The sequence below is a fragment of the Streptomyces saintjeani genome (assembly GCF_055409605.1).
The window spans coordinates 5,380,253-5,393,408 of record NZ_CP189624.1 but is presented as its reverse complement, the minus strand read 5'-3'; the positions used below and the strand labels follow the sequence as shown (position 1 = coordinate 5,393,408).

11 protein-coding genes are annotated in these 13,156 nt (G+C 72.2%); 3 read left to right on the top strand and 8 right to left on the bottom strand.

What is annotated here, in order from left to right:
- Positions 1–309: 309 nt before the first annotated feature.
- Positions 310–1,350 (top strand): tryptophan--tRNA ligase, encoded by a 1,041-nt coding sequence (trpS, locus tag ACQCO7_RS24575; protein WP_464073853.1) that lies wholly within the window; start codon positions 310–312, stop codon positions 1,348–1,350.
- On the opposite strand, the gene proC is transcribed toward trpS, so the two are convergent.
- The 3 genes from proC to ACQCO7_RS24560 all read right to left on the bottom strand — a co-directional run bounded on the left by proC (position 1,347) and on the right by ACQCO7_RS24560 (position 3,806).
- Positions 1,347–2,159 carry a pyrroline-5-carboxylate reductase gene (gene proC / locus ACQCO7_RS24570; RefSeq protein WP_010351505.1) on the bottom strand — a complete coding sequence of 271 codons (813 nt, stop codon included), beginning with the start codon at positions 2,157–2,159 and terminating at the stop codon, positions 1,347–1,349. The two genes, trpS and proC, sit on opposite strands and share 4 nt — an antisense overlap.
- 64 nt (positions 2,160–2,223) lie before the next feature.
- On the bottom strand, positions 2,224–2,991 hold the full coding sequence (locus ACQCO7_RS24565; protein ID WP_464073852.1) for an ABC transporter permease: 768 nt from the start codon (positions 2,989–2,991) through the stop codon (positions 2,224–2,226).
- Entirely contained in the window at positions 2,988–3,806 is an 819-nt protein-coding gene (locus tag ACQCO7_RS24560; protein WP_464073851.1) for an ABC transporter ATP-binding protein, read from the bottom strand. The genes ACQCO7_RS24565 and ACQCO7_RS24560 overlap by 4 nt, the downstream gene beginning before the upstream one ends.
- A 241-nt stretch (positions 3,807–4,047) precedes the next feature.
- On the opposite strand from ACQCO7_RS24560, the gene ACQCO7_RS24555 reads away from it, so the two are divergent.
- Complete coding sequence (locus ACQCO7_RS24555) at positions 4,048–5,487, top strand: SulP family inorganic anion transporter (RefSeq protein ID WP_464073850.1); 1,440 nt, start codon at positions 4,048–4,050, stop codon at positions 5,485–5,487.
- Between the two features lie 198 nt (positions 5,488–5,685).
- Here ACQCO7_RS24555 and ACQCO7_RS24550 read toward each other — a convergent pair whose 3' ends face one another.
- From ACQCO7_RS24550 to ACQCO7_RS24540, 3 genes are all read right to left on the bottom strand, one after another.
- Entirely contained in the window at positions 5,686–6,462 is a 777-nt protein-coding gene (locus ACQCO7_RS24550; RefSeq protein WP_464073849.1) for a class I SAM-dependent methyltransferase, read from the bottom strand.
- A 402-nt stretch (positions 6,463–6,864) separates the two neighbouring features.
- Positions 6,865–7,377 carry an EamA/RhaT family transporter gene (locus tag ACQCO7_RS24545; RefSeq protein WP_464073848.1) on the bottom strand — a complete coding sequence of 171 codons (513 nt, stop codon included), beginning with the start codon at positions 7,375–7,377 and terminating at the stop codon, positions 6,865–6,867.
- 261 nt (positions 7,378–7,638) lie between these two features.
- Positions 7,639–7,947, bottom strand: a complete 309-nt coding sequence (locus ACQCO7_RS24540; RefSeq protein WP_464073847.1) for a peptidase — start codon at positions 7,945–7,947, stop codon at positions 7,639–7,641.
- Positions 7,948–8,133: 186 nt separating this feature from the next.
- Between ACQCO7_RS24540 and ACQCO7_RS24535 the strand changes: the two genes are divergently transcribed.
- Positions 8,134–10,254: a serine/threonine-protein kinase gene (locus ACQCO7_RS24535; protein ID WP_464073846.1), complete on the top strand. Its 2,121-nt coding sequence runs from the start codon at positions 8,134–8,136 to the stop codon at positions 10,252–10,254.
- An 86-nt stretch (positions 10,255–10,340) separates the two neighbouring features.
- Here ACQCO7_RS24535 and ilvD read toward each other — a convergent pair whose 3' ends face one another.
- On the bottom strand, positions 10,341–12,194 hold the full coding sequence (gene ilvD, locus ACQCO7_RS24530) for a dihydroxy-acid dehydratase (RefSeq protein ID WP_010351495.1): 1,854 nt from the start codon (positions 12,192–12,194) through the stop codon (positions 10,341–10,343).
- Positions 12,195–12,339: 145 nt separating this feature from the next.
- Positions 12,340–13,122 (bottom strand): TetR/AcrR family transcriptional regulator, encoded by a 783-nt coding sequence (locus ACQCO7_RS24525; RefSeq protein WP_464077285.1) that lies wholly within the window; start codon positions 13,120–13,122, stop codon positions 12,340–12,342.
- Positions 13,123–13,156 lie beyond the last annotated feature (34 nt).

The following is a 13,156-nucleotide window of genomic DNA, read 5'->3' as shown; positions in this document are numbered from 1 at the left end:
GGTCGAGTGTTGGTTGGTACTTGTGGAATGGCTGTCCGGGGACCGACCGGAGTCGGCGCTCACGCTGGACAACTCGGAGAACACTACGTACCGGCTCCGGGGGGTGTCAACTCCTCCCCCGAGGGGCACCCCGGAGGCGTACGCTGGCCCTCATGACAACGCGTACGTACACCCAGCAGTGGTGGGCCGCCTGACGGCGGCCTGTACTCACGTACGCATCAACGGCCGCCGCCTCGGCGGCCGTTCTCGTTTCCTCTCCGGGATCGCGGGGGCCGACCGGGTCGGCGGTCCGGATCAGGAGGAGTGGAGATGACGAGGGTCTTCAGCGGGATCAAGCCGACCGGGCACCTGACACTGGGGAACTACCTGGGGGCCATGCGGCGGTGGGCCGAGGCCGACCAGCACCGGTCCGACGCGGTCTTCTGCGTCGTGGACCTGCATGCCCTGACCGTGGACCACGATCCCGCGCGCGTGCGCAGGCTCAGCCGGCAGGCGGCGACGCTGCTGCTCGCGACGGGGCTGGATCCGCGGCTGTGCACTCTCTTCGTACAGAGCCACGTCGACGAGCACGCGCGGCTGTCGTACGTCATGGAGTGCATCGCGACCGACGGCGAGATGCGGCGGATGATCCAGTACAAGGAGAAGGCGCGGCGGGAGCAGGCGCGGGGCGGGAGTGTGCGGCTGTCGCTGCTGACGTATCCGGTGCTGATGGCCGCGGACATCCTCGCGTACGGGACGGACGAGGTGCCGGTCGGTGACGACCAGGCGCAGCACGTGGAGCTGGCGCGGGATCTGGCGGTGCGGTTCAACCAGCGGTACGGCCATACGTTCGTCGTGCCGAAGGCGACGCATCCAGAGGTCGCCGCGCGGGTCATGAATCTTCAGGATCCGCTGTCGAAGATGGGGAAGTCCGACGATTCCGGTCCGGGCATCGTCTATCTCCTCGACGAGCCCGACACGATCCGCAAGAAGGTGCTGCGCGCCGTCACGGACAGCGGGCGGGAGGTCGTGTACGACCGTGCGGCGAGTCCCGGCGTCGCGAATCTGCTGGAGATCCTCGCGGCGTGCACGGGCGGGAACCCTGAGGATCTGTCAGGCGTTCACAAGTCGTACGGAGCGCTCAAAACGGACACTGCCGAGGCTGTGATCGAGACTTTGCGGCCCGTGCAGGCCAGACACAAGGAGTTGTGCGCGGAACCAGGACATGTGGAAGGGGTGTTGCGGGACGGAGCGGAGAGGGCGAGGGCCATGGCGCGGCCGACGGTGGACGCCGCTTACCGTGCGATCGGGCTGCTCGAACCGGGTCGAGCAGCCGAACCGATCCCGGCCGGCGTTCCCTCGGAGGGTTAGTCCTTCTTGCCGGAGGCGAGCTCGCGGCTGCGGTCGCGGGCCGCTTCGAGGGCGGCGATGAGGGCGGCGCGTACGCCGTGGTTCTCCAGTTCGCGGATGGCGCTGATGGTGGTACCGGCCGGGGAGGTGACGTTCTCGCGGAGCTTGACGGGGTGTTCGCCGCTGTCGCGGAGCATCACGGCGGCACCGATGGCCGACTGGACGATGAGGTCGTGGGCCTTGTCGCGCGGGAGGCCGAGCAGGATCCCGGCGTCGGTCATGGCTTCGACCAGGTAGAAGAAGTACGCCGGTCCGGAGCCGGAGAGCGCGGTGCAGGCGTCCTGCTGGGACTCGGGGACGCGCAGGGTCTTGCCGACGGCACCGAAGATCTCCTCGGCGTGCGCGAGGTGGTCGTCGGTGGCGTGGGTGCCGGCGGAGATGACGGACATGGCCTCGTCGACGAGCGCGGGCGTGTTCGTCATGACACGGACGACCGGGGTGCCCGGTGAGAGGCGCTCCTCGAAGAAGGAGGTGGGGATACCGGCGGCGCCGCTGATGACGAGGCGGTCGGCGGGGACGTGCGGGGCGAGTTCGTCGAGCAGCGTGCCCATGTCCTGCGGCTTGACGGTGAGGATCAGGGTGTCGGCGGTCTTGGCGGCTTCCGGGTTGGTGACCGGGGTGACGCCGTAGCGGGCGCGGAGTTCCTCGGCGCGCTCCGGGCGGCGGGCGGTGACCAGGAGGTCGGCCGGGGCCCAGCCGCCTCGGATCATCCCGCTGAGCAGGGCTTCGCCGATCTTTCCGGTGCCGAGGACTGCGACTTTCTGGCTCATGCCGCCATCCTCGCACCGGGCGCAGGGGGCGGGGAGCGCTGTCCGGCTGGCGGAACACGGCGGTTCACCGGGTGCGGCGGCTCAGGGTCGCGGCGCCGAGGCCGAGGACCAGCAGGGCGCAGCCGGCGACGACGAGGACGTCGCGGACGAAGGCGGCCGTCAGGTCGGTGTGGCGGAGGATCTCGTTCATGCCGTCGACGGCGTACGACATGGGCAGGACGTCGGAGATCGCTTCGAGGACGGGGTGCATCGTGTCCCTCGGGGTGAAGAGGCCGCAGAGGAGGAGCTGGGGGAAGATCACCGCCGGCATGAACTGGACGGCCTGGAACTCGGAGGCCGCGAACGCGGAGACGAAGAGGCCGAGCGCGGTGCCGAGGAGGGCGTCCAGGAGGGCGACGAGCAGCAGGAGCCAGGGGCTGCCGGTGACGTCGAGGCCGAGGAACCAGACGGCGAGGCCGGTGGCGAGCGCGGACTGGAGGATGGCCAGCGCGCCGAACGCGAGGGCGTATCCGGCGATCAGGTCGGCCTTGCCGAGCGGCATCGCGAGGAGGCGTTCGAGGGTGCCGGAGGTGCGTTCGCGGAGGGTGGCGATGGAGGTGACCAGGAACATCGTGATCAGCGGGAAGATCCCGAGGAGGGAGGCGCCGATGTCGTCGAAGGTGCGGGGACTGCCGTCGAAGACGTAGCGCAGCAGGACCAGCATCAGGCAGGGGATGAGCAGGAGCAGGGCGATCGTGCGCGGGTCGTGGCGGAGCTGGCGCAGGACGCGGGCGGCGGTCGCGGTGGTGCGGGCGGCGGTCAGGACGCGGGTGGGTGCGGGTGCCGTGGTCATCGCACAGTGCCTTTCTCGCGGCCGGCCTCGGTCGCCTCGTCGACCAGGTGGAGGAAGGCGGCTTCGACGGTGTCGGTGGTGGTGCGGGTGCGCAGGGCGTCGGGGGTGTCGTCGGCGAGGAGGTGGCCCGCGCGCATGAGGAGGAGGCGGTGGCAGCGTTCGGCCTCGTCCATGACGTGCGAGGAGATGATCAGGGTGGTGCCGTGAGCTGCGGCGATGTCGTGGAAGAGGGTCCACAGGTCGCGGCGCAGGACGGGGTCGAGGCCGACGGTGGGTTCGTCGAGGACGAGAAGTTCGGGGGTGCCGAGGAGGGCGACGGCGAGAGAGACGCGGCTGCGCTGGCCGCCGGAGAGGTTCCCGGCGAGGGAGTTCGCGTGGGAGGTGAGGTCGACGTCGTCCAGGACGCGGTCGACGTCCGCGCGGCGGGCGGCGTGCGGGGCGGCCGGGGTGAGGATCGCCGCGAAGTAGTCGAGGTTCTGCCGGATCGTCAGGTCGTCGTACACGGACGGGGCTTGGGTGACGTATCCGATGCGGCTGCGCAGCGCGGGGTGGCCGGCGGGGCGGCCGAGGACGTCCAGGGTGCCGGTGACCTTGGCCTGCGTGCCGACGATCGCCCGCATGAGGGTCGTCTTGCCGCAGCCGGAGGGGCCGAGGAGTCCGGTGATCTGGCCTCTCGGGACGGTGAAGCCGAGGGCGTGGAGGACTTCGCGGGGGCCTCGGGTGACGGTGAGGGAGGCGGCGTGGATAGCGGGGGTGTCGGTGGGGGCGGGGGTGTCGGGTGGCGCTTCGGGGATGCCGGAGCTTTTATTCATCATGCGCTGAATAATGCTCTCGACGAGGTGGGCCGTCAAGGACTCGCGCGCCCTTCCCGCTCCCGATCACCCCCGTGCGCCGCCCGGGAGCCGGTGCGCGGTCGACTCGGCTTGCCGACAATGGAATTCATGCGCGGAACGGCGGGGTTCCGGGTCGCGCGTGGTGTTCGTACGAAGCTGCCGTGCCCCTCCCCCGGGCGTGGCGCCCACGCGTCTCCCGCTGCCGACCGGAGGTGCTGCCGAGATGCGCCGTGTCGTACGCAAGGCCGATCTGTCCGCTTCACTCGTCGTGTTCCTCGTCGCGCTGCCCCTGTGTGTGGGCGTCGCGATGGCCTCGGGGGTGCCGCCCGAGCTGGGGCTGGTCACCGGCATCGTCGGCGGCCTCGTCGTGGGTGCGCTGCCGGGGAGCGGTCTCCAGGTCAGCGGTCCTGCCGCCGGGCTGACCGTGCTCGTGTACGAGGCCGTCCACACGTACGGGCTCCACGTGCTCGGCGTCCTCGTGTTCGCCGCCGGGGTGCTTCAGCTCGGGCTCGGTGCGCTGCGGCTCGGGCGGTGGTTCCGGGCCGTGTCCGTCGCCGTCGTGCACGGGATGCTCGCCGGGATCGGGCTCGTCCTGGTCGCCGGGCAGATGTACGCGCTCGGGGACGCGGGCGCGCCGTCGGACGGGCTCGGCAAGCTCGCGGGGCTGGTGGAGCTGCCGGGGCGGGCGGATCCCGTGGCGTTGTCAGTGGGGGGTGCCACCATGGTCGTACTACTGCTGTGGGGGCGGTGGCGGCGGGGTTCCCGGCTCGTTCCCGCGCCGCTCGTGGCGGTCGCGCTCGCGGCGGCGGTGACCGGTGGCTTCGGCCTGGACGTGCGGCGGGTCGAGGTGCGGGGGCTGTGGGAGGCCGTCCGGGTGCCGGGCCTCGCCGACGTGGGGCGGCTCGCGGAGGTGGGGGTGATCGGGACCGTCGTCGCGTTCGCGCTGATCGCGTCGGCGGAGTCGCTGTTCAGCGCGGCGGTCGTGGACCGGCTGCACGACGGGAGGAGGACCGACTACAACAAGGAGCTGATGGCGCAGGGTGCGGGGAACGCGGTGTGCGGGCTGCTGGGGGCGCTGCCGATGACTGCCGTGATCGTCCGGAGCGCGGCCTCTGGGGGAGTCCGCGCGGGGGTGCGGACCAAGGCGTCCCGGGTGCTGCACGGTGCCTGGCTGCTGCTCTTCGCCGCCGTCGTACCGGGGGTGCTCGGCCTGATACCCGTCGCCGCCCTCGCGGCACTCCTCGTGCACGCCGGGTGCGGGCTCCTGCCCGTGCGGCAGGTCCGGGCGCTGTGGCGTACGGATCGCGGGGAGGTCCTCGTCCTCATCGTGACCGCCGTCGCGATCGTCCTCGGGAACCTCTTCGAGGGCGTCCTGATCGGGCTGGGGCTCGCCGTCGCCAAGACGGCCTGGGAGATCAGCCATGTACAGGTCGAGATCGAGGACCGGGGGGACGGGGTGCTGGTGGTCCGGGTCGTCGGCCACGCGACGTTTCTGCGGCTGCCGAAGCTGCTCGACGCGTTGGAGGGGTTGCCGGGGGACCGGGAGGTGCGGTTGGAACTGGGCGGGCTGCGGCATGTGGACCATGCGTGCGCGGCGGCGCTGGAGGGGTGGGCCGAGGGGCGGCGGGAGGTGGTTTCCGGGGCGGTGGGGGGTGCGGGGTGAGCCCGGCGGGGGTGCGGAAGGGTCGGGGGTGCGGCGAGCCCGTCGCGGACGGTGTTGGCCGGTGGGGTGGACCGAGCCGTGCGCTGCTGTCTTCGTAAGCGACGGGCCGCGCCGCATCCCCGGCACCCCACTCCCCGCCGTACGCGACTCTCCCGCCATGCGGGGCAGGCTGTGTGGTTCGGCGTTGCCCCGGGGGTGTCAGGTGGTTGTGTGTCGGGCCAGGAGCAGGGTCACGTCGTACGTCTCCTCCACTGCGCCGTCGGGGAACTCGGTCAGGAGGTGGGCGCGTTCGGCGGTGAGGAAGGCTGTCGTGCGCTCCCGTGTGTCGACCAGGAACGCCGAGTGGCTGCCGATGTTCGCCAGGTGTGTGTCCAGGGGGACCCGGCGGCTCCAGCGGACGGTTCGGCGGGTGAAGGTGAGGGTGCCGGTCGGGTCGGCCAGGTCCGTACGCGACGCGCGGGCCTTCTGGCCCTCGACGTCGATGCCGAAGTGCCGCCCCAGGCGCCGCGCCTGCGCCGCCAGCCATGCGACGTCGAACGGCGTCGTGTTCCACCACAACGCCAGCGCGCCGCCCGGCCGCAGCACCCGCAGCGCCTCCGGGACCGCGCGGTTCGGGTCCGTCCAGTGCCAGGACTGGGCGTACGTGAGGAAGTCGACGCTGCCGTCGCGGAAGGGGAGGTTGTTTCCGTCGCCCCGCACCAGGGGTACGTCCGGCAGCGCCCGCCGGAACTCCGCCGCCATCCCGTCGCCGGGTTCCACACCGACGACGTTCGCGCCCCTCTCGTACAACACCCGCGTCGAAATACCGGTCCCCGCACCCACGTCCCCCACGATCGCCCCCACGAACCGGCGCCCCGCCAACTCCTCGATCGTGTCCAGCAGTTCGACCGGATAGGAGGGCCGGTTGGCCGCGTACTGGGCCGCCGCGCTGTCGAAGGAACGGGCTCGGGTGGGGTTGTGCGGGGAAGCGGTCATGAGGCCATGGTGGCTGGGGGTCGGGGCGGGGGGAACCGGGTTTTGGTGTGAACGGGGGCGTACGTGGAAGCGGATGCCGGCTCATCGGGAGACGGCGACGCGAGGGCGTCGTACCGGCGCACGCGCGAAGGAGGTGCCGTGCGGGCGAGGGCTTCGGGCTGACGGCCACCGTCGGTTCGACCACCCCGGCGCGGGCGGAGAGCCGCGAGCCTGTCCCGTCGACACCGCGTACGCGCGCGGGAGTTTGCTGGAGGGCATCGGCTCCGCGTACCGCATCTCACGTCGCACGCGCGCGCAAGAGGCTCGTTCGGCCCTTGGGCTTCGCCCGTGCCGCTCGCGACGTACTCGCGCCCACGGGCAACCGACGGCAACCGCCAAACGCGTGGGCCCCGCCGCTCCCCCTCAGCCCTTCCGGCGTTTCTTCGCCGGGTTCCCCGTCCTGCGTACCGCTCGGCGTTCGTGGCGTTCGCGCGCCGCCTCGTACTCCTCGCGGTGGAGTTGTTCGCCGGGGGCCTCCTGGAAGGCGCGGAACGTGTACGCGAGGAAGGAGCCGAGGAAGCCGATCGTCAGGAGGCCGCGGAGGGAGGACTGGCGGGCGGGGTCGGGGCGTTTGCGGAAGCCGTCCCAGGTGTGGCCGAAGGCCAGCGCGCTGCACCCCGCGAACATGACCACGAGCAGGACGGTCACGAAGCGGCCGATGTCGGCGATCGCGAGGCCCTCGTACGCGAACCGCAGGACGAAGCAGGCGGCGACGGTGGCGATCGGGGAGCCTACGGCGACGGCGATCCGGCGTGCCGTGTAGCCGTCGTCGTGGTTCACCCACGTCGTGCCGAAGAAGCGCAGGGGTTCGGGACGAGGCCCCGCGCCCCCGTCCGGGAGGTCCCCCGTGTCCGGGCTGCCGTTTTCGTCGCTCACGGGACGATTATGGCGCCGGGCGGGGGCGGACTTCCGGGCGGGTCGCGGCAAGGGCGTGGCCGGGAGGCGGAGATGCGGGCGGGTACGGGGGTGGGGAGGCGGCGGCGTGGACGGGGGCGCGTGCGGGTGGCCGGGCTCGCAACGAGCCCCGTCCGGCAAGACCCCCCGGCCTCGCAACCCGCTCGCCCCCGCGAACGCCCCAGCCCTCACCCCCGTACCCTCCGGGTCACCCCCGCCGCGACCCCGACTCCCCCGGTCCGCTCAGAAGTTGCACCGAGGTGCGATGTACCCGTCGCTCCCGGTCTTCACGTACGCGTCCGAGACGAACTCCCCGTTCCCGATGTTGTCCCAGATGTTCGTGGTGCCGTAGTACCCGGACACCGTCGTCCCCGGGATCTGGCAGTTGACCGGCACGCGCGTGTTGAGCGGCAGGACCTTGACGATGGAGTAGTTGGTGCCCGGACCGTTGCGGACGTTGAGCTGGGTGTCGGGCGCGACCGGGTAGTACACCTGCGCCAGACCGGCCTGCTCCTCGGTCTCCACCGCCTCGGCGGCCTCGTCGACAGACATGAAGAACTCTCCCCCCGTGAAACATCCCCGTGAACTCCCATGACGACCATGGGACCCCGTTGATACCCGCGGATCGGCGTTCGAAACACGCGTACGAGATTCGTACACCTCGGCCAACGGCCCGCCTCTGTCCCGTACGTGTCATCGACTAGGCTCCAGGCGCCGAGACAGCACGGGGGTGGTTCCATGGCGCCACGGAGGGACAGCGGAGCGGGCGTGGAAGCGGAACTTCCCGAGTACGCCGGCCACTACCTCCTGGAGTCACGTCTGGGCGCGGGCGGCATGGGTGTCGTGCACCTCGCGCGCAGTACGTCGGGGCTGAAGCTCGCGGTCAAGGTCGTGCACGGCGAGTTCGCGAAGGACCCCGAGTTCAGGAGCCGTTTCCGACAGGAGGTCGGCGCCGCGCGGCGAGTCAGCGGCGCGTTCACCGCGCCGGTCGTGGACGCCGACCCGGACGCGGAACGGCCGTGGATGGCGACGCTGTTCATCCCCGGCCCGACGCTGGCCGAGGAGGTCAAGCGGAACGGCCCGATGCCCCCGCCGAAGCTGCGCAGGCTGATGGCGGGGCTGGCGGAGGCGCTGCGGGACATCCACCGCGTGGGCGTGGTGCACCGCGATCTCAAGCCGAGCAACGTGCTGCTGGCCGAGGACGGCCCGAAGGTGATCGACTTCGGGATCTCACGCCCGAAGGACAGCGAACTGCGCACCGAGACGGGCAAGTTGATCGGAACGCCGCCTTTCATGGCGCCGGAGCAGTTCCGGCGCCCGCGCGAGGTGGGCCCGGCGGCGGACATCTTCGCGCTGGGCTCGGTGCTGGTGCACGCGGCGACGGGACGCGGCCCGTTCGACTCGGACAGCCCGTACATCGTGGCGTACCAGGTGGTGCACGACGAGCCGGAGCTCGCGGGCGTGCCGGAGAACCTCGCGCCCCTGGTGCTGCGCTGCCTCGCGAAGGAGCCCGAGGACCGGCCCACGCCGGACGAGCTGATGCGCGAGCTGCGGTCGGTGGCGGCGTCGTACGACACGCAGACGTTCGTCCCGAGCAGGCGCGTGCCGGAGACCGGCCCGGAGCCGGCCGGGACGCCCACCCCGGCCGGCGCGCCCGAGCCGGTCCCGGTGGAGCCCCGGAAGGGGCGCAGGCGCGGGAAGGTGCTCCTCGCCGGTGCCGCCGTCGCCGTCCTCGCGGGCGGCGGTTTCGTCGGCCTGCGCGTCGTGGACGGCACGAGCACCGCCGCTCCGCGCACAACACCCTCCAGAACGGCCGCATTCGCCCCCTGGGCGACAAAACCGGCGCCGGACGACTCCGGGTCCCTCCCGCGCTGCACGTACGCCTCAGGGCGGCTCCTGTGCGCTCAGCGGGGTCTGGTCTCGGCGCTCGACGCGAACGACGGCCGCGTGCTGTGGCGGCACGCGCTGGCCGCCGACGACACCCCGGGCCGCGCGCCGGTCGTCGAGAGCGGCCTCGTCCAGGTCGTCACCCGCTCGGGCAGCCGCGCCCTCGCCCTGGACCCGGCGACCGGCGCGGCACGCTGGCAGCGGGACGTCTCCGGGTACTCCGGCGTCTGCCACGCGGGCGGCGCGCTGCTGCTGACCGCCTCCGACGGCAAGGTGACGGCCGTCGACGGCGCGACCGGCAAGGACCTGTGGACCAAGCGGATCGAGGGCCAGCGCCTGCCGGTGTTCGCGTCGTTCCGGGGCGACCGGCTCGCGTACGCGGCGAACGTCTCCTCCGACGGCACGCGCACGCGGGTCACCGCGCTCGACCCGACGACGGGCACGGTCCGCTGGGAGGCCAAGCTGACCGGCGCGCTCACCCCGGTCGGGCGCGCGGGCGAGGACCTCGTCCTCCTCAAGGGCGGCACGGACTACGGCGAGACCGGCGCGGTGGTCCGCTACTCCCCGGCTACGGGTAAGTCCCTGAAGGTGCCGCTGGACGTCGCCCTCACGCAGGCGCGCGCGACGGTGGCCGGCGAGAAGGTCTACCTCCTGGGCTACGACGGCTCCCTGGCCGCCGTGGACCTCGGCACGGGCGCGCAGGTGTGGTCGCTCCAGACGTCCGTGAGCCGTGGCTCCGACCTCGCGGCGGACGGCGCGCGCGTGTACTTCAGCGGCGCCGACGGCCGCCTGCTGATCGTCGACGCGCGCGCGGGACGCCTCCTCGGCACGACGACCCTGCGCACCGGCAGCCGTCCCGACGAGGTCGCCGCCGCCCTGCCGGCGCCCCAGGCGGTCGACGGACGCGTGTACGCGGGCGCGCCGGACGGGACGGTGTTCGCGGTGGCCGAGGACGACACGCCGGGGCAGTAGGCGACACCAGGGCTCCCTTGACGACGGACCGGGGCCCCCTTCTGCTTCTGCGCGAAGGGGGCCCCGGTCCGTCGTACCGAAAGCGGTCAGCCCAGCTTGGACACGTCGCGGACGGCGCCCTTGTCGGCGCTGGTGGCCATCGCCGCGTACGCGCGCAGGGCGGCGGAGACCTTGCGTTCGCGGTTCTTGGGGGCGTAGACGCCGTTCAGGGCGGCCTCGCGGCGGGCCAGTTCGGCGTCGTCCACCAGGAGTTCGATCGAGCGGCCCGGGATGTCGATGCGGATGCGGTCGCCGTCCTCGACGAGGGCGATCGTGCCGCCGCCGGCCGCCTCGGGGGAGGCGTGGCCGATCGACAGGCCCGAGGTGCCGCCGGAGAAGCGGCCGTCCGTCACCAGGGCGCACGCCTTGCCGAGGCCGCGGCCCTTGAGGTACGAGGTCGGGTAGAGCATCTCCTGCATGCCGGGGCCGCCCTTGGGGCCCTCGTAGCGGATGACGACGACGTCGCCCTCCTTGATCTCCTTCAGGAGGATCTTCTGGACGGCCTCCTCCTGCGACTCGCAGACGACCGCGGGGCCCTCGAAGGTCCAGATGGACTCGTCGACGCCCGCGGTCTTCACCACGGCCCCGTCGACGGCCAGGTTGCCCTTCAGGACGGCCAGGCCGCCGTCCTTGGAGTACGCGTGCTCGGCGGAGCGGATGCAGCCGCCCTCGGCGTCCTCGTCGAGCGTGTCCCAGCGCTCCGACTGGGAGAACGCCTCGGCGGAGCGCACGCACCCGGGCGCGGCGTGCCACAGCTCGACGGCCTCGGGGGAGGGCGAGCCGCCCCGGACGTCCCAGGTCTTCAGCCAGTCGGCCAGGGAGGGGCTGTGGACGGAGTACACGTCCTCGTTCAGCAGGCCCGCGCGGTGCAGCTCGCCCATCAGCGCGGGGATGCCTCCCGCGCGGTGCACGTCCTCCATGTAGTACGTGCGGTTCTTGGCGACGTTGGGGGCCACCTTCGCGAGGCACGGCACGCGCCGGGAGACCGCGTCGATCTGCTCCAGGCCGAAGGGGACCTCCGCCTCCTGGGCGGCGGCCAGCAGGTGCAGGATCGTGTTCGTCGAGCCGCCCATGGCGATGTCGAGCGCCATCGCGTTCTCGAACGCCGCGAGGGAGGCGACGGAACGGGGCAGTACCGTCGTGTCGTCCTGCTCGTAGTACCTGCGGGTGATGTCCATGACCGTCCGCGCGGCGTCCACGTACAGCTGCTTGCGCGCGGTGTGCGTGGCCAGCACGGAGCCGTTGCCCGGCAGGGAGAGGCCGATCGCCTCGGTCAGGCAGTTCATCGAGTTGGCGGTGAACATGCCGGAACACGAGCCGCAGGTGGGACAGGCGTTCTCCTCGATGCGGGCGATGTCCTCGTCGGAGATCTTGTCGTTCACCGCGTCCGAGATCGCGTCGACCAGGTCGAGCGTGCGGACCGAGCCGTCGACCAGGGTCGCGCGGCCGGACTCCATCGGGCCGCCGGAGACGAACACCGTCGGGATGTTCAGCCTGAGGGCCGCGTTCAGCATGCCCGGGGTGATCTTGTCGCAGTTGGAGATGCACACCAGCGCGTCCGCGCAGTGCGCCTCGACCATGTACTCGACGCTGTCCGCGATCAGGTCGCGCGAGGGCAGGCTGTAGAGCATCCCGCCGTGGCCCATGGCGATGCCGTCGTCCACGGCGATCGTGTTGAACTCGCGCGGGATGCCGCCGGCCGCGACGATCGCCTCGCTGACGATCCGGCCGACCGGCTGGAGGTGCGTGTGCCCCGGCACGAACTCCGTGAAGCTGTTCGCCACGGCGATGATCGGCTTCCGGCCGATGTCCGCGCCGGGTACACCGGACGCCCGCATCAGCGCGCGTGCGCCTGCCATGTTGCGGCCGTGGGTGACTGTGCGGGACCTCAGCTCGGGCATCGTCGCTCGCTCCTTCAGACAGATAGGGCTGTCGTCGAGCGTACGCCGGTCATCCAGAGGGCGGGACGGGGTGTCCGGAATGCGGGATGTGTATCTCGGAGGGGGCGGGGGCCGTCGGGCGTGGAGCGGGGTTGTCAGGTGCGCTTCACGGCGCGGTCAGGTGGCCCTGTACGACGGGTGCCACGCGCGCGATGAGCTGTTCCACGTCCGCCGAGGCGAGCGGCTCGACCTTGATGACGTACCGGAGCATCGCGCAGCCGACGAGCTGCGCGGCGGCGAGTTCCGCGCGGAGTTCCGCGTCGGGGAGGTCCACGCGCGCGGCGACGCGGCGCAGGAGCTGGGAGGCGATCAGACGGCGGAAGACGGCGGCTGCGGTCTCGTTGGTGACCGCGGAACGCAGGATCGCGAGCAGCGGCGTACGGGTCGTCGGGTTCTCCCAGACGCCGAACACGAACCGCGCGAACCGCTCGCCGGTCTCTTCGAGCGGGCCGTCGACGAGGAGGTCCGGCGCGTTCAGCACGGGCGCGACGGCGTCCTCGACCGCCGCCGCGAACATCTGCTCCTTGGTGCCGAAGTAGTGGTGCACGAGGGCGGAGTCGACGCCGGCGGCCTTGGCGATGCCGCGTACGGACGTCCTCTCGTACCCGCGCTCGGAGAACTCCTCCCGGGCGACGGCGAGGATCTTCTCCCGCGTCTCACCACTCGCGGCTTCGGTACGGCGGGGGCGGCCTCGGCGGCGGGGGGGCGAGGGGGGCTCAGGGGTGCTTTGGGAAGCTGCGGGGGTGGTGGCGGACGCCTCGAAGGCCCGCGGGGCGCCTGAGGCGGCCTGAGCGGCTTGAGAAGACGCCGGGGTGCCGGGGGGTGCCTCGGGGGCTGACGGGGCGCCTGGGGCGGCCTGGGGGGCCTTGGCGGGGTCGTTGCCCGGGATACCGGCCGACGTCCGGGCAGGCGGGGCGTCGCTG